Genomic DNA, 16,850 nt, shown 5'->3' on the forward strand with positions numbered 1-16,850 from the left:
CACACCGCGGACGGTCAGCACGATCTCCGGGTTCTCGGGATCCTTCTCGACCTTCGCCCGCAACCGCTGCACGTGCACGTTCACCAGGCGGGTGTCGGCCGCGTGCCGGTAGCCCCATACCTGCTCGAGCAGGACCTCACGGGTGAAGACCTGACGCGGTTTGCGGGCCAGCGCGACGAGCAGATCGAACTCCAGCGGAGTCAGCGAGATCTGCGCACCGCCGCGGGTCACCTTGTGCGCGGGCACATCGATGACGATATCGGCGATGGAGAGCAGCTCGGCGGGCTCCTCCTCGGTACGCCGCAGGCGAGCACGCACGCGGGCGACGAGTTCCTTCGGCTTGAAGGGTTTGACGATGTAATCGTCGGCACCGGACTCCAGACCGAGCACGACGTCGACCGTATCGGTCTTCGCCGTGAGCATCACGATCGGAACTCCGGAGTCGGCCCGCAGCACCCGGCACACGTCGATACCGTTCATGCCCGGCAGCATCAGGTCGAGCAGCACCAGATCGGGACGAATCTCCCGAACCGCCGCCAGCGCCTGCGTGCCGTCGCCGACCACATGCGGGTCGAACCCTTCCCCGCGCAAGACGATCGTCAGCATCTCAGCGAGTGCCATATCGTCGTCGACGACCAGAATCTTCGGCTTCATAAGTACTATGTTGTCATCTCTCGCGCTCGGAACGGGCCGCCACGCCAACACTGGTGCAATCCCGCCGCACATCCAACCTTATCCGGCAACAATTTCGACCAAACGAGTAGTCAGCGTCGCCGGATCGTCATCGGATCGGTATCTCGACCACGGCCCGTACCAGTCCCGTTCGGCCAGCTCACGGTACACCTCGCCGGTGCGTCGCTGTAGTCCGCCGTCGCGCTCGTACGCATCGAGCGCGCGGCTGTCGTCGAGTTCGCCACGCAGCCGGGCACGCTCGGCCGCGACCTCGGTCGGCACGTCCAGCAACAGCTGCAGCGTCGGCACCGGCAACTCGAACCGGCCGAACTCCAATTCGCCCACCCAATGCACGATTTCGCCGTCGGCCGACTGATGGAGCCGTGCAGCCGAATACGCGGCATTTGAGGCCACGTAGCGGTCCAGGATCACGATGTCGTTGTCGGCCAACAGCTTCGACAGGTCGTCGCGCGCCGCGGCCCGATCGAGTGCGAACATCAGCGCCATGCCGTGCACCGAATCGGCGAGATCGCCATGGGCGCCACGCAATGCCTCGGCCGCGAGATCCGCATGGACGGACCGGTCATAGCGCGGAAACGCGAGTGTTTCCGCGCGCAGGCCCCGCGCACGCAGGTTCGCGACGACACTGTCGATCAGCGTCCGCTTCCCGGCGCCGTCGAGCCCCTCGACCGCAATCAACACGCCCATGGCGAGCAGGCTACCGCCAGGCCAGGACACCTGACGACAGCGCCCCGCCGACCGGGCTCGGTCGGCGGGGCACAGGCCTTTTCGGCGCTACCTGCGGTGGCTCAGTAGCGGTAGTGCTCGGGCTTGTACGGGCCCTCGACGTCGACGCCGATGTACTCGGCCTGATCCTTGGTGAGCTTGGTCAGCGTGCCGCCGAGCGCCTCGACGTGGATGCGCGCGACCTTCTCGTCCAGATGCTTGGGCAGGCGGTAGACCTCGTTGTCGTACTCGTCCGGCTTGGTCCACAGTTCGATCTGCGCGATCACCTGATTGGAGAAGCTGTTCGACATCACGAACGACGGATGTCCGGTCGCGTTGCCGAGATTCAGCAGCCGCCCCTCGGACAGCACGATGATGGACTTGCCGGACTCCTTGAACGTCCACAGGTCGACCTGCGGCTTGATATTCAATTTCGTTGCGCCGGAACGCTCCAGCGCCGCCATATCGATCTCGTTGTCGAAGTGACCGATATTGCCGAGGATGGCCTGGTCCTTCATCGCCTTCATATGGTCGAGGGTGATGATGTCCTTGTTGCCGGTCGAGGTGATGACGATATCGGCCTGGCCGATTGCCTGCTCCACGGTGACCACGTCGTAGCCGTCCATCAGCGCCTGCAGCGCGTTGATCGGATCGATCTCGGTGACCTGCACCCGGGCGCCCTGTCCCGCAAGCGATTCCGCGCAGCCCTTGCCGACGTCACCGTAGCCGCAGATCAGCACCTTCTTGCCACCGATCAAAACGTCGGTGCCCCGGTTGATTCCGTCGATGAGCGAGTGGCGGGTGCCGTACTTGTTGTCGAACTTGGACTTGGTGACCGAGTCGTTGACGTTGATCGCCGGGAACACCAACTCACCGGCCGCCGCGAACTGGTAGAGCCGCAGCACGCCGGTGGTGGTTTCCTCGGTGACGCCCTGCACCGATGCGGCGATCTTGCCCCACTTGGTCTTATCGGTTTCGAAGCGCTCGCGCAGCAGGTTCAGGAAGACCTTGTATTCGGCCGAGTGGTCCTCGTCCTCCGGCGGCACCAGACCCGCCTTCTCGAACTGCGCGCCGCGCAGCACGAGCATGGTGGCGTCACCGCCGTCGTCGAGGATCATATTGGCCGGCTCGCCCGGCCAGGTCAGCATCTGCTCGGCGGCCCACCAGTATTCCTCCAGGGTCTCGCCCTTCCAGGCGAAGACCGGGGTGCCCTTGGGCTCGTCCACGGTGCCGTGCGGTCCGATGACGACCGCGGCGGCGGCATGGTCCTGGGTGGAGAAGATGTTGCAGGAGGCCCAGCGGACCTCGGCGCCCAGCGCCGTCAGCGTCTCGATCAGCACGGCGGTCTGAATGGTCATGTGCAGCGAACCGGAGATGCGCGCACCCCGCAGCGGCAGCACCTCCGCGTACTCGCGGCGCAGCGCCATCAGACCGGGCATCTCGTGCTCGGCGAGGCGGATCTCCTTGCGACCGAATTCGGCCAGCGACAGGTCCGCCACCTTGTAATCGATGCCGTTGCGGACATCGGCGGTCAGGGACGTGCGTGCGGGAAGTTCTGAGGTCGTCATCTGCCTCTATCAGCCTCTCCTGGTTCGTCAGTACCGGGTTAAGGCTAACCGCTGAGCGCGCCCGCCGGACTACGCGGTCACGCCATAGGACATCAGGATCCGACGACGCTTACGCGGCTGGATATTCGCGAGGGTGATGTCGCCGCCGTAATGGGCCAGTACGCGGTGATCCATGATGTGTCGCCACAGCGGCGGGATGGCCGCGAACACGATCATGGACAGGTATCCGGCGGGCAGCTGCGGCGCCTGCATCGAACTGCGCAGGGTCTGGTACCGGCGCCCCGGATTCGCGTGGTGATCGCTGTGCCGCTGCAGATGGAACAGGAAGATGTTGGTGACCAGATGGTCACTGTTCCAGCTATCGCGCGGCGAGCAGCGCACGTAGAGGCCATTGGGTCGGCGGGCCCGCAGCAGCCCATAGTGCTCGATGTAGTTCACCGTCTCCAGCAGCATGACACCGATCACCGCCTGCAGCGCCAGATACGGCAGCACGCGCCAGCCGAAGACCGCCAGCAGCGTGCCGAACAGCACCACGCTCATCGCCCACGCCTGCAGGACTTGGTTGTCCAGGCTGAACCAGCGTTTGCCCTTGCGGGTGAGGCGCTCGCGTTCGAGCCGGATGGCGGAGCGGTATCCGCCGGAAACGCTGCGCGGCAAGAACTCCCAGAGTGATTCGCCCATCCTGGCGCTGGCGGGATCCTCCGGCGTCGCCACCCGCGCGTGATGGCCGCGGTTGTGCTCGACGAAGAAGTGTCCGTATCCGGATTGCGCGAGCGAAATCTTGGCCAACCAGCGCTCCAGATGTTCGACCCGATGCCCGAGTTCATGCGCCGCGTTGATGCCGATACCGCTGACGAACCCGAGAGTCGCTGCCAGCCCGAGCTTGTCGACCACGGCCAGCTCGTCGCCCGACCACATGACGGCGGCGATGACCAGCCCGACCAACTGAACCGGCAGGAACAGATAGGTGCACCACCGGTAGTACCGATCGTTGGACAGCAACTCGTAATCCTCGTCGCGCGGATTGGTGCCGTCCACACCGACGACCCAGTCCAGCACCGGGATGACGATCAATACGATGATCGGCCCGATCCACCAGAAGACCGGGGCGCCAGTACGCAAGACCAGCTGCGATGGCAACAACGCGATCGCAGGAGCGATCAGCCCGAGAACCCACAGATGGCGTTTAGGGTCGGGCGACCCCGCCGGTTTGCCAACCGTTTGCACGTTTGCCCCGCTAAATAAGTACCCTAACTCCGACGCATGACAATACATACAGACCTTACGTCCGTTACACAGCAGCTTGGCGCCGAAAGATGTCAACCGTTACATGCGTGGCGGTTGGTTTTTAAGCACCCTCACATTTAGCCATGATCAGGGCATACTCGCCGCAAACGGTCAATTTCCCAGTGCTGGGATCAGTGCCGTTCGCGCGCGGCGAGAATCGCCTCGACGTATGGACTGAAGACGGCACTCAATTCGGCGGGCGCATTGCGCCCGGCCGCGGGCGGGGTCGGGATGTAGCTCAGCGCGATACGCACCAAAGCCTGTGCCAGCACATCGGATTCGGCGGCAGTCGCCTGCACCCAGCTGTGCTCGAATGCGACGGACAGCCGAGCGGTCGCATGTTCGAGCAACGGCTCGGCATCAAGGGTGATGAGCCGCAACAGATCCAGCTTCACCTCACCGGCGACCAGCGACTGGACCAGCGGGTCGGCGGCAGCCGCCTGGAAGAAGTCGCGTAGCCCCTCTTCGAATGCGGCGCGCGCGTCGCCGACATTGCCGTCGATCGCGGAGCCGACATGATCGACCAGATCGTCGGCCAGGCGTAGCGCATAGGACTGTGCAAGCCCGGCGCGCGAACCGAATTCGTTGTAGAGGGTCTGCCTGCTGACACCGGCGCGGGTGGCCACATCACCGAGGGTGATCTTGGACCAGTCCCGCTCGGTGAGCAGCTCGCGCATCGAATCCAGGACGGAGGTGCGCAGGAGTTCCCGCGCCGCCTCCTGATAGGAAACTCTGGGTCCGTTGCGCGGCATACCCGCGAGGTTGTCACGGGTGGTTGCCGCAGTCAAAATTCACGACCGTTCGATCTCGACCATGTAGAAGTCGGCCTTGGCGGCGCCGCAGTCCGGGCAGGACCAATCGTCCGGAATGTCGTCCCAACGGGTGCCCGGCTCGATCCCGTCCTCCGGCCAGCCCTTGGCCTCGTCGTACTCGAAGCCGCACTGGATGCATTGAAACAGTTTGTATTCACTCATTTGGGAACCCCCATCGGTTCGAAGTCGATCTTCTCGCGCACGCCGCAGTCCGGACAGCACCAGTCGTCGGGTATCTTTTCCCAGGCCGTGCCCGCCGGAAACCCTTCGTGCGGTGCGCCTTTCAGCTCGTCGTAGACGTAATCGCAGACGGGACAACGAAATCTGCTCATGATCACGCCTCCGATGCGGCCGTGCCGTAGCGTGCGATCACCTTGTCCCGCTTGGCCGGATGGATATTGGCGCGGGTGATATCGCCGCCGTAATGCGCGAGCACCCGCTTGTCCATCACGCGCCGCCACAGCGGCGGGAAGTAGGCGAGCAGGATCATGCTGGCATAGCCGCTCGGCAGATTCGGCGCACCGTCCCAACTGCGCAGCGTCTGATAGCGGCGAGTCGGGTACGCGTGGTGATCACTGTGCCGCTGCAGGTGGTACAGGAAGATGTTGGTGACGATGTGGTCGCTGTTCCAGCTGTGCACGGGAGCGGGCCGCTCGTACCGACCGGATGCGGTGCGCTGGCGGACCAGACCGTAGTGCTCGAGGTAGTTGACCGCCTCCAGCAGGCTGAAGCCGACGACCGCCTGGAGGATCAGATACGGCAGCAGACCGATGCCGAACACCGCGAGCAGGACGGCGAACAACGCCACCGACATCAGCCAGGCGCTGAGGACCTCGTTCCGCAGACTCCACGACTTCTTGCCCAGCCGATCCAACCGGGCCTTCTCCAGCCGCCACGAGGAGACGAAGCTGCCCCGCACTGTGCGCGGCCAGAAGGCCCAGAACGATTCGCCGACACGGGAACTCGCGGGATCCTCGGGCGTCGCGACACGTACGTGATGGCCGCGGTTGTGCTCGATATAGAAGTGGCCGTAGCAGGACTGAGCCAGGGCGATGCGCGACAGCCAGCGCTCCAGATCGACCTTCTTGTGGCCGAGTTCGTGCGCGGTATTGATGCCGATGCCGCCGATCATGCCGATGGTGATGGCCAGGCCGATCTTGTCGACGATGTGCAGCCCGCCGTCGATGCCGAGCCAGCTCAGGTTGTCCGCCGTGATCAGGTAGCACCCCAAGATCAGCGTCGCGTACTGGAACGGCAGGTAGAGGTAGGTGAGATAGCGGTAGTACTTGTCGTTCTCCAGGTACTCCATTACCTCGTCGGGCGGATTATCGCCATCCGGGCCGAAGAAGATATCGGCCAGCGGGATCACCACGTAGACCAGCACCGGACCCAGCCAGAACGGCACTTGCGCCAACCCGTGCCAGCCGAATTCGTTGAATGCCCAGACCAGCGGAAGGCCGATGGTGAAAAGGCCGGTCGGCGCGAACAACCCCCACAGCCACATGTATCGCTTGCGGTCGCGCCAATCGGTCGCTGCGGCCGGGCGGCCAGGCGCATGGGTTTCCGTGGACATCGTTGTCTCCTCATCCAAGCAGCACATCACATGTGATGTGCAGTACCACTAACTTGGACATTAGAGATCAACTTGTCTCCTGTCTAGACAAATTTATGAATTTGTAAAGACTGGCGGAAACGGCAAATCGGACACCGCACGCCCGATACGACGATCGCCGCGTCATCCCGTGGAATGCGGGATGACGCGGCGATCGATCTGCGCAGATTCAGCGCAGCAGGACGTCGGCGTTATCGGGCAATGCGTCGACCGGCCACCAGCGCAGATCGGTGGATTCATGGCTGCGGATCGGGACCGCACCGGGCGGCGCGACGATGCGGAACAGCAGGTCGAGGTGACGGGTCGGGACGCCGAGCGAGCAGGTGATCGGATGGGCCTGCGCACCATAGAGTTCAGCCTCCATGCGCAGGCCCGTCATGCCGGACTCCTCGGTCGCCTCCCGCAGCGCGGCATCGGCCACCGTCTCGTCACCCTCCTCGCAGTGGCCGCCGAGTTGGATCCAACGGCCGACCCGCGGGTGCAGCGTCAGCAGCACCTCGCGCTCATCGTGCGAAAAGACGACGGCAGAGGCCGTGATGTGACCGGGTGCGTGCTCGCGCAGACACCCGCGCGGTGCGGATCCGAGGAAGGCCAGCATCGCCTCGCGCAGCGAGGCATCGACCCCCGTCGGCTTCCACGTCTCCAGTAACTGCGTTGCCGAGGCGTGCAGCGAACTCGCGCTCACGAATGCGCCTCGCCGACGCTCGGCTCCGTCGTGCGCGGGGGCGCACTGTGCTCATGGTTCACTCGCAGGCGCTCGCTCACAGTTCAACCAGGCCGGGGCCCGGGCCGAAGACCGGACGTGGGGTGAGTTCTTCGAGGGGGTGGCCGATCGCAATGGCGCCCAAGGGGTTCCAGTCGCCGGCAAGGCCGAGAACCTCGCGGGTGGTCTCCGGAGCGAAGATGGTCGAGCCGATCCAGCAGCTGCCGATGCCCTCGGTGGCCAGCGCGACGAGCAGCCCCTGTACCGCCGCGCCCACCGCGACGGTGAACATGGTGCGTTCGTTGCCGCGCCGCCGCTCATCCGGATAGTCATGTGCGCCATCGGGCACGCAGAACGGGATGATCACCTCGGGTGCGTCGTGCAGAATGCGGCCGCGGGCGATGCGACGTTCCACCCGCTCCGGATCGAGACCGTCCGCGGTGAGATCGGCCCGCCACCGTTCGGCCATGGCCTCCAACAGCTGCGCGCGCAGACCGGGCTTGCGGACCCAGACGAAGCGCACCGGACGGGTGTGATGCGGCGCGGGCGCGGTGAGCGCCTTCGCCACCGCGGCGCGGATACGTTCGGGATCGACTGGGGTATCGGCGAATTGACGGATCGAGCGACGCAGCAGCAACGCCTCGGAGCGCCCCCGCTCGATCGCCTCGGCCGTGCCGAGCCAGAACAGGTCATCGATGCCACCGCGCAGCAGATCCGCGGCGCAGGAGCCGTCATCGGTGACCGGCAGCCCGCGCACCACCGCGACCGGGACACCACCGAGCTTGCCCTTCACCAGATCTGCGGCGGCGGCCAATTCATCGGCCACCGCCACCTGGGTGACATGCAGTTCATTGCCCTGCCCGTCGACCACGCCCGCATAGTCGTGCAGCACCCGCAATCCGGCGGCACCGATGGCGGTATCGGTCTGCCCATTGCGCCAGGCCCGACCCATGGTGTCGGTGACGATCACCGCGACGTCCACCCCGAGCCGCCCGGACAGCGCGGTGCGCAACGCCTTCGCACTCCCATCCGGATCCGATGGCAGCAGCACGAGCTCACCCTGCTCGACATTGGATCCGTCCACCCCGGAAGCGGCCTGCACGATCCCGAGCTTGTTCTCGGTGATCAGCGTGCGACCCTTGCGCGCGAGTACGCGCACCGCCTCCTGCTCGACCAACGCGCGGCGCGCGGTATCGCGCTCCTCCGGATCCAGCGGCGCCTCGACGATACGGCCCTCGACCTTGGCGACGATCTTGCTCGTGACGACCAGGATGTCGCCGTCGACCAACCAGGGCGCGGCGGCGGCGATATGTTCGGCGAGATCGTCGCCGGGCCGGAATTCCGGCAGCCCGGTGATCGGCAGGATCCGCAACTCCCCCGCCGCGTGATCGGCCGGTTCCGTCAATGGCTCTTGCGTACTACTCATGGCTTCACCTCGCTGACGCTCGGTGCCGCCATGACCGGCGGCGCTGTGTCTTTGGTTCGCTCGCTGCGCTCGCTCACGCCAACCAGGTCGAGCGCCTCCCGCACCATTTCGGCGGTGGTCGGCGGATCGGTCATCAATAGCGGCACGCTACGCACTTCGACACCGGGCACATCCGCGGTATCGGTGCTGTGGATCAGCCATCCGTCCAGGATGCCGGTGGCCGAGCGCGCGCCGTAGTGGCGCCCGATCGCCTCGGCGGTGGTTTCCACGCCGATCACCGAGAGGCATTCATCGGCCATACCGCGCAGCGGCTTTCCGTCGATCACGCCCGAGATGCCGATCACCTTGGCCTCCGTGGTGCGCAGTGCGCCGCGAATGCCGGGCACCGCGAGGATGGCGCCGATGCTCACCACGGGGTTGGACGGGGCCAGTAGCACCGCGTCGGCCTCGGCTATGATCTGCGTCACATTTGGTGCCGGTTTGGCGTCATCGGCCCCAATTGTGGCGAATCCGTGCGTCTCGATGTCTGCGCGGTAGCGAACCCACCACTCTTGGAAATGGATCGCGCGGCGTTCGCCAGGGTTGTCGGGGTCGCTGACAACAACATGTGTTTCGCAACGATCGTCGGTAGCCGGGATGAGTTTTACGCCCGGCTGCCACCGGTTGCACAACGCCTCGGTGACCGCGGAGAGCGGGTACCCGGCACGCAGCATTTCGGTTCGAACCAAGTGCGTCGCGATATCGCGATCCCCCAAACCGAACCAATCGGGCTGGGCATGGTATTTGGCCAGTTCTTCCTTGGCGTGCCAGGTTTCGGCGACCCGACCCCAACCGCGTTCGGTATCAATTCCGCCGCCGAGCGTGTACATGCAGGTATCGAGGTCGGGGCAGATCCGGAGGCCGTGCATCCAGACGTCGTCACCGACATTGACGATGGCGGAAACATCCGCATCGGGCAGTAGTTCCCGGACGCCCTGAAGGAAGCGCGCGCCGCCGACCCCGCCCACCAGGACGGCGATCTTGGGCCCACTTGCGGGTGCGGTGTCCGCTTGTTGTGGAGTCACATCGACACAGCCTATGCGCTGCCGGAGCGACCGCGGTTCGCGCTGTATTTGCCGGTCATTTGCTGTTCCGTGTTCAAGATCAGCTACGGAAAGCGGTAGCGGATAGTAACGGAATTGCGACGGCGGCTTGACCATCGACACGTTCGGCGTGTCTAATCACAGTCATGTCATTTCGGGTTCGCGCGAGAGTTGAACGCGCGGACGGGTTTTCGAACAGGTGTTCGCACCGAGGTGGCAAGCTCGGGGATGTCCGCGGGACAACGTCGCGGGGTACGGCCGTCGGTGTGCGTGTTGGTCCGACGGAAAGAATCAATCTGCGCTAACACACAGTGAGGAGGCGGAGCGATGGCCAATGAGCTGGCCCCTTCGGGCATGCCGGGCGGCGTATCGCAAACCGATTCCACAGCAGGCGCAGCACGTGGCGTCTGCGCAGAGATCGGTCGGATCGAACCGGACCGGATCGAGCCTGAGATGACCGACGGAGTGACAGCACCCCGGCTCAACTTGGTCGTGACGGGCTTCGACGAGATGTTCGAATCGATCGAGGAGCAGTGGCAGGAACGTGCCCTGTGCGCACAGACCGATCCGGAGGCGTTCTTCCCCGAGAAGGGCGGCTCGACCCGTGAGGCCAAACGGATCTGCATGGGCTGCGAGGTACGCGACGAGTGCCTGGAATACGCGCTCGCACACGATGAACGCTTCGGCATCTGGGGCGGCCTCTCCGAACGAGAGCGGCGCCGCCTGAAGCGCGGCATCGGCTAGAACTTCGCGTCGGCCCGCCTCGGGTGCGCATAGCAGAGGCGGGCTGACTAAGTTTTAGTCATGGCCCGTTCACGTAATCGTCGTCCACCGACCGCACGATCGGTGATCCGTCGTGGGCGCGGGGTGCGCGGGCCGATGCTCCCACCGACGGTGCCGGCCTGGCGCACCAGGGGGCAGCAGTTCGACCGGCTGGTCCTGGAGGCCTTCGCGCCCCTGGACACCCGGTGGCACGATCGACTCACCAAGCTCGATATCGCGGTCGACGACGTGCCGAAAATCCGTCCGCTGCACCCGGATTCGGTCACCTGGCCGGACGAGGTGGTGGCCGACGGACCGGTGCCGCTCTCGCGACTCATTCCAGCCGGCGTGGACCGGCACGGCGTGGCCACCCGCGCCCGAGTTGTGTTGTTCCGCAAGCCACTCGAACTGCGCGCGGGTGATCCCGACGATCTGGTCGATCTACTGCGCGAAGTCCTCGTCCAACAGATCGCCACCTATCTCGGCGTCGATCCGGACATCATCGATCCCGAAGGCGCGTGACGAACACACCGCCGAGCGGGGTGAACTCGCCCGAAAACGCCGAATCCTTAGCGTGTCTGAGCACATCGGAACGTCGAGCGCGTTACTCTCATCGGCGTGATCCCCATGCGTCGTTGCTGCCGACCAGGTTGCAAGAATCCCGCTGTTGCGACGCTCACCTACGTGTACTCCGACTCGACCGCGGTGGTCGGGCCACTCGCGACGGTGGCCGAACCGCATTCCTGGGATCTGTGTGAAACACATGCTTCCCGCATCACCGCACCAAAGGGTTGGGAAATGGTTCGCCACGAAGGCGGATTCTCTTCCAGCACACCGGATGACGATGATCTGACGGCATTGGCCGAAGCGGTCCGCGAGGCCGGACTGCGCCGCCGTCCCCCGGAGCACGACCAGCGTGGCTATTCCGATTACGCCCCGCCCGCACCGCGCGCCACGCGCACCGGCCGGCGCGGACACCTCCGAGTACTCCCGGACCCGCCCAGCTAGTAGTCGGGACGGGACCGTGTCAGGGGCGTCGGCGCGAGCCACTAGGGTGGTCACCATGACTGTGGCCCGCTCTGCCGAATTCGTGAACGCGGTGATCAAGGCTTATGACGTTCGCGGGGTCGTCGGTGAACAGATCGACGGAGAATTCGTCAAGGATGTGGGGGCCGCGTTCGCGCGGTTGATGCGCGCCGAGGGCGCGACCCGCGTGGTCATCGGACACGATATGCGCGAGTCCTCCCCGGAACTGGCCGCCGCCTTCGCCGACGGCGTACTCGGCCAGGGCCTCGACGTGGTGCACATCGGACTCGCCTCGACCGATCAGCTCTACTTCGCCTCGGGTGACCTCGATTGTCCCGGCGCGATGTTCACCGCCAGCCACAATCCGGCCCGCTACAACGGCATCAAGCTGTGCCGTGCGAAGGCGCTTCCGGTCGGTCAGGACACCGGTCTGGCGACGATCAAGGACGAGGTGATCAACGGGGTACCGGGCTACGCCGGAACGCCGGGCAGCGCCACGAAAGTCGATCTGCTGGCCGATTACGCGAAGTTCCTGCGCGGGCTGGTCGATCTCGACGATATCCGCCCGCTCACCGTCGCGGTGGACGCAGGCAACGGCATGGGCGGGCACACCGTGCCCGAGGTGCTGGGCACCGTGGCGCAGCTGACCCTGGTGCCGCTCTACTTCGAACTGGACGGCTCGTTCCCCAATCACGAGGCCAATCCGCTCGATCCGAAGAATCTGGAGGATCTGCAGGAGCTGGTCCGCAAGTCCGGCGCCGATATCGGCCTCGCCTTCGACGGCGACGCCGACCGCTGTTTCGTGGTGGACGAGAACGGCGATCCGATTTCGCCATCGGCTATCACCGCGCTGGTCGCCGAGCGTGAGCTGGCCAAGGAACCGGGCGCGGTCATCATCCACAACCTGATCACCTCGCACGCGGTGCCCGAACTCGTGCACGAACTCGGCGGCACCCCGGTGCGCACCCGGGTCGGGCATTCGTTCATCAAGCAGGAGATGGCGGCCACCGGCGCGGTATTCGGCGGTGAGCATTCCGCGCACTACTACTTCCGCGATTTCTGGGGCGCCGATTCCGGCATGCTCGCGGCCCTGCACGTGCTCGCGGCGCTCGGCGAGAAAGACCGGCCGATTTCGGAGCTCATGTCGTCGTACGAAACATATGCGGCGTCCGGAGAGATCAACTCGACAGTGGCGGACGCGAAGGAGCGGACGATGGCTGTAGTGGACGCATTCGGGGATCGGGCCGTATCGGTGGACCGGTTGGACGGGGTCACCGTCCAGCTCGCCGATGACGCCTGGTTCAATCTCCGCGCGTCGAATACCGAACCGTTGCTGCGGCTGAATGTCGAGGCCCGGTCGACGGAGGAGGTAGGCGCACTCGTGACCGAGATTCTGAGCATCGTCCGGTCCTGACTGGGATAGTGGAATCACAGCCGGAATGGACGCGCAGGCTCACGATTCGACGCCCGAGGAAGGGGACGGCTCAGCCCGATACCGCGATTCTGAGCATCGTTCGCTCCTGACTGGAATAGTGGAATTACAGACGTTGGATTCGCCCGACCCGGGCGCCCGTGTCGATCCCTCCGAGTCGACAGCCCGGGTGGGAGCAGGGCGGGACCGCACACAGCGCGATGAGGGGAGGTGGGACGCCCGATGATCGCTGGAACACCGGTGCTCGACCTCGACGATGCCGCTTCGCTCGAGGCCGCCGATGTCGGCGGCGCCCTGCGCTCCGCGGCATCCGGCGGCGCGCAGGTACGCGCGACCGCGGCAGCAGTCGGTGAGGACGCACTCGCGCGCCTCACGGATCTGCGGCCACGCAGCGTGGTGCTGGTCTCCGGCGCGGGCCGGGCCGCTCGCGCCGCGAGTCTGATCGTCGCCGCACTCGGCGACCGTGCCGGCCTACCCGTGGTCCCGGTCGCTGCCCTTCCGCCATGGGTCGGCCCGCTGGACGTGGTGCTCGTCGCGGGTGACGACGCGGGCGATCCCCGGCTGATCGATGCGGTCGACCGGGCACAGCGCCGGGGCGCGGAGGTTGTGGTCGCCGCGCCGCACGAAGGGCCGCTGCGGGCCGCTGCGGCCGGGCGTACCTCACTGCTGGAGCCGCGGATTCCGGTACTGGACCACAATCGGCTGCTGCGCTTCCTCGCGGCCTGTATCGCGGTGCTGCGCATCGTCGATCCGACCCGCTCCGGCGCGGCCGTACCCGATCTGACCGAGCTGGCCGATGTGCTCGATGCCGAGGCATTGCGCGATGGCCCGCACAACGAGGTCTTCCACAATCCGGCCAAGACGCTGGCCGCGCGCATGCAGCAGCGCGCCGTCGTGCTGGCCGGCGACTCCCCGGCCGCCAGCGAACTCGCCGAGCACGGCGCCGAGGTGCTGTTGCAGTCGGCTGGCAAGGTCGCCACCGCGGTGGATCTGGCCGAGGCAGTGGCTGCCAATCCCCGAATGGTCGAGGCCGCAGGCGAATCCACGTCGAACTTCGATCCGCTGTTCCACGACGAGGAACTCGACGGACCAGCGCCGGTGGAGCGCGTCCGGGTGTTCGTGCTCAGCGCGGATCTGGATCAGGCCGCGGCGCGGCGCCGGCTCGCCGTGTTCGGCGGCAACGGATCGGGTCTGGTCGACGCCGATCTGGTGAGCGCGGATATCGAACCGCTGCACACCTCGCTCACCGATCCCGCCGCGCCCATGCCTGCCAGAGTGGATGATTCGGGCGCGCCGCTGCCCGGCACCATCGCCCACGCCAGCGAACTCGAACAACTCGCGGTGCTCGCGCTGCGCTTGGAGATGGCCGCCGCCTATCTGCGGTTGATCGGCTCGCACAGCGGTGCGACACAGTCCACGCAACAGCTCGACGGGGGACACTACTAGTGCACGAACTCGTTGGTGCGCTGCGTTCCTATGCCTGGGGTTCACGCACCGCACTCGCTCAGTTGTGCGGCCGACCGGTCCCTTCCGCGCATCCGGAGGCGGAGCTGTGGTTCGGCGCGCATCCCGCCGATCCAGCGCATGTCCGCTTGGAGAACAGCACCCGCTCACTGCTGGAATTGGTCGCGGACGATCCCGAGCGTGAACTCGGCGCCGCCGCACCGGAATTCGGCGGGCGGCTGCCGTTCCTGTTGAAGATCCTGGCCGCCGAGGAACCGCTATCGCTGCAGGCGCATCCGAGTTCGGCGCAGGCGCGGGCCGGATTCGAGCGCGAGAACCACGCGCGGGTGCCGCTGGATTCGCCGATGCGCAACTATCGCGACGAGAACCACAAGCCGGAATTGGTGGTCGCGCTGGACCGGTTCGAGGCGCTGGCCGGATTCCGGGATCCACGTCGCACGGTCGAGCTGCTGCGCGCACTGGATGTGCCGGGACTGCGCTCATATGCGGAGTTGCTTGCCGCCCAACCCGATTCGGCCGGACTGCGGACGCTGTTCACGACCTGGATCACGCTGCCGCAGAATGTCCTCGGCACACTGCTCCCCCAGGTGCTCGACGGATGCGTCCGCTATCTCTCGGTGAAGGGCGCCCGGGAGTTCACCGCCGAGGCACGCACCACACTCGAACTCTCCGAGGCATATCCGGGCGACGCCGGTGTGCTGGCCGCGCTGCTGCTCAATCGGCTGACGCTGGAACCGGGACAGGGACTGTTCCTCGCGGCGGGCAACCTGCACGCATATCTGCGCGGACTCGGTGTGGAGATCATGGCCAATTCCGACAATGTGCTGCGCGGTGGTCTCACGCCCAAGCATGTCGATGTGCCGGAGTTGCTCCGGGTGCTGGACTTCGAGCCGATCGATCTGCCGGTGGTGCTGCCGGAACCGGCGGGTGACGGATCGGTGCGCTATCGGACACCCGCGCCGGAGTTCGCGCTGCGGCGGTTCGACCTGACCGCGGGATCCGGGCAAGTGCCGCTGACATCCGCGGGACCGGGAATCGTGCTGTGCACCACGGGCACGGTGCGGCTGTTGCAAGGGGTGAACGAGCTGGTGCTGGAACGCGGTGCGGCGGCGTGGATATCGGCGGCCGACACCGAGATTCGCGCCCAGGCCGTCGACGGCGACGCCCAGTTGTTCTGCGCCTGTGTCGGTGGCGGCAACTGACCTGTCCCGAGTCTGCTCCTATGCTGCCTTAGGCTGTTCGTTCGACGGCCTTCTGACGGGCCCGCAACGGAGCGAGTCTTACGAGCGACCGTTCGCAGCGCCGCAGGGGCTGCAAATCAGACACAGGAGGACCTGACCCAATGTCGGCTGGTGGTGGCAAAAAGGCGATTCTCGCCGCGTTGTCGGCGAACGCGGGGATCGCGGCGGCGAAGTTCGTCGGCGCGTTCATCACCGGTTCGGGATCGATGCTGGCCGAGGCGGTGCACTCGGTCGCGGACACCGCCAACCAGGGGCTGCTGCTGCTCGGTCAGCGCCGGGCCGCGCAGGATGCCGATGAATTGCACCCGTTCGGATACGGGCGCAATCGCTACTTCTACTCGTTCATCGTCGCGCTGGTGCTGTTCACACTGGGCTCGATCTATGCCATCTACGAGGGCATCCACAAGATTCAGCATCCGGAGGAGCTGAGCAATCCGATCGTCGCGATCGTCATCCTGTTCATCGCGATCTGCCTCGAGAGCTACAGCTTCATGACGGCGATGCGGGAATCCATCCCGCTCAAAGGCAATTCGAGCTGGTGGCGGTTCATCCGCAATTCGCGCAGTCCGGAACTGCCGGTGGTGCTGTTGGAGGACACCGGCGCGCTGGTCGGTCTGGTCTTCGCATTCGCGGCGGTCGGGCTGACCATGCTCACCGATGACCCGGTCTGGGACGGCATCGGCACCCTCGCCATCGGCGCACTGCTCGGCGTTATCGCACTGATCCTGATCGTGGAGATGCAGAGCCTGCTGATCGGTGAGGGCGCGACGCCGGAAGAGGATAAGGCGATCCGCGCCAACCTGGTCGACGGCAAGCGCATCGACCGGGTGATCCACCTCAAGACGCAGTATCTCGGGCCGGAGGAGATCCTGGTCGCGGCCAAGATCTCGATCGTGCCCGATCTGGATATCGAGGATATCGCCGCGGCCATCGATGATGCGGAGGCCAGGGTGCGCGCGGCCGTGCCCGCCGCGCGGGTGATGTATCTGGAACCCGACCTGTACCGGACGCCGCGGGCTGATTCGACGATTGCCTGA

At 65.8% G+C, this 16,850-nt stretch carries 18 protein-coding genes; 7 read left to right on the plus strand and 11 right to left on the minus strand.

The genetic code is table 11. The features are described from left to right. The 11 genes from mtrA to cofD all read right to left on the minus strand — a co-directional run. A partial coding sequence (gene mtrA, locus ON44_RS26275) for an MtrAB system response regulator MtrA (protein ID WP_040694898.1) occupies positions 1-654 on the minus strand: 654 nt, incomplete at its 3' end. Between the two features lie 78 nt (positions 655-732). Next, entirely contained in the window at positions 733-1,380 is a 648-nt protein-coding gene (locus tag ON44_RS26280; protein ID WP_040694901.1) for a dTMP kinase, read from the minus strand. A gap of 101 nt (positions 1,381-1,481) precedes the next feature. Then, positions 1,482-2,966: an adenosylhomocysteinase gene (gene ahcY, locus ON44_RS26285; RefSeq protein ID WP_040694903.1), complete on the minus strand. Its 1,485-nt coding sequence runs from the start codon at positions 2,964-2,966 to the stop codon at positions 1,482-1,484. A 69-nt stretch (positions 2,967-3,035) separates the two neighbouring features. Beyond that, positions 3,036-4,106 (minus strand): alkane 1-monooxygenase, encoded by a 1,071-nt coding sequence (locus tag ON44_RS26290; protein WP_245567344.1) that lies wholly within the window; start codon positions 4,104-4,106, stop codon positions 3,036-3,038. 278 nt (positions 4,107-4,384) lie between these two features. Continuing rightward, positions 4,385-5,005: a TetR/AcrR family transcriptional regulator gene (locus ON44_RS26295; RefSeq protein WP_040694935.1), complete on the minus strand. Its 621-nt coding sequence runs from the start codon at positions 5,003-5,005 to the stop codon at positions 4,385-4,387. Between the two features lie 39 nt (positions 5,006-5,044). Next, positions 5,045-5,227 carry a rubredoxin gene (locus ON44_RS26300; protein WP_040694906.1) on the minus strand — a complete coding sequence of 61 codons (183 nt, stop codon included), beginning with the start codon at positions 5,225-5,227 and terminating at the stop codon, positions 5,045-5,047. After that, positions 5,224-5,397 carry a rubredoxin gene (locus ON44_RS26305; RefSeq protein WP_040694908.1) on the minus strand — a complete coding sequence of 58 codons (174 nt, stop codon included), beginning with the start codon at positions 5,395-5,397 and terminating at the stop codon, positions 5,224-5,226. Before ON44_RS26305 ends, ON44_RS26300 begins: the two co-directional genes overlap by 4 nt. A gap of 2 nt (positions 5,398-5,399) precedes the next feature. Next, positions 5,400-6,638, minus strand: a complete 1,239-nt coding sequence (locus ON44_RS26310) for an alkane 1-monooxygenase (protein WP_040694910.1) — start codon at positions 6,636-6,638, stop codon at positions 5,400-5,402. A gap of 208 nt (positions 6,639-6,846) precedes the next feature. Further along, on the minus strand, positions 6,847-7,362 hold the full coding sequence (locus tag ON44_RS26315; RefSeq protein WP_040694911.1) for an NUDIX hydrolase: 516 nt from the start codon (positions 7,360-7,362) through the stop codon (positions 6,847-6,849). A 76-nt stretch (positions 7,363-7,438) separates the two neighbouring features. After that, complete coding sequence (locus ON44_RS26320; RefSeq protein ID WP_040694912.1) at positions 7,439-8,806, minus strand: coenzyme F420-0:L-glutamate ligase; 1,368 nt, start codon at positions 8,804-8,806, stop codon at positions 7,439-7,441. Then, a complete protein-coding gene (gene cofD, locus ON44_RS26325; protein ID WP_245567345.1) occupies positions 8,803-9,870 on the minus strand; it encodes a 2-phospho-L-lactate transferase in 1,068 nt (355 codons plus the stop codon). Before cofD ends, ON44_RS26320 begins: the two co-directional genes overlap by 4 nt. 528 nt (positions 9,871-10,398) lie before the next feature. On the opposite strand from cofD, the gene ON44_RS26330 reads away from it, so the two are divergent. The 7 genes from ON44_RS26330 to ON44_RS26360 all read left to right on the plus strand — a co-directional run bounded on the left by ON44_RS26330 (position 10,399) and on the right by ON44_RS26360 (position 16,850). Continuing rightward, a complete protein-coding gene (locus ON44_RS26330) occupies positions 10,399-10,632 on the plus strand; it encodes a WhiB family transcriptional regulator (RefSeq protein ID WP_029901515.1) in 234 nt (77 codons plus the stop codon). A gap of 60 nt (positions 10,633-10,692) precedes the next feature. Beyond that, on the plus strand, positions 10,693-11,172 hold the full coding sequence (locus ON44_RS26335) for a metallopeptidase family protein (RefSeq protein ID WP_169338101.1): 480 nt from the start codon (positions 10,693-10,695) through the stop codon (positions 11,170-11,172). A gap of 105 nt (positions 11,173-11,277) precedes the next feature. Continuing rightward, positions 11,278-11,658, plus strand: a complete 381-nt coding sequence (locus ON44_RS26340; RefSeq protein ID WP_083898166.1) for a DUF3499 domain-containing protein — start codon at positions 11,278-11,280, stop codon at positions 11,656-11,658. A gap of 61 nt (positions 11,659-11,719) precedes the next feature. Further along, positions 11,720-13,090: a phosphomannomutase/phosphoglucomutase gene (locus ON44_RS26345; protein WP_174415138.1), complete on the plus strand. Its 1,371-nt coding sequence runs from the start codon at positions 11,720-11,722 to the stop codon at positions 13,088-13,090. A gap of 240 nt (positions 13,091-13,330) precedes the next feature. Next, positions 13,331-14,554 (plus strand): hypothetical protein, encoded by a 1,224-nt coding sequence (locus ON44_RS26350; RefSeq protein ID WP_040694915.1) that lies wholly within the window; start codon positions 13,331-13,333, stop codon positions 14,552-14,554. Continuing rightward, positions 14,554-15,774, plus strand: coding sequence for a mannose-6-phosphate isomerase, class I (gene manA / locus ON44_RS26355; protein WP_040694917.1), 1,221 nt, complete (start codon positions 14,554-14,556; stop codon positions 15,772-15,774). The genes ON44_RS26350 and manA overlap by 1 nt, the downstream gene beginning before the upstream one ends. 140 nt (positions 15,775-15,914) lie before the next feature. Continuing rightward, complete coding sequence (locus ON44_RS26360) at positions 15,915-16,850, plus strand: cation diffusion facilitator family transporter (protein ID WP_040694918.1); 936 nt, start codon at positions 15,915-15,917, stop codon at positions 16,848-16,850.

The organism is Nocardia vinacea NBRC 16497, assembly GCF_000308835.1.
Classification (GTDB): Bacteria; Actinomycetota; Actinomycetes; order Mycobacteriales; family Mycobacteriaceae; genus Nocardia; species Nocardia vinacea.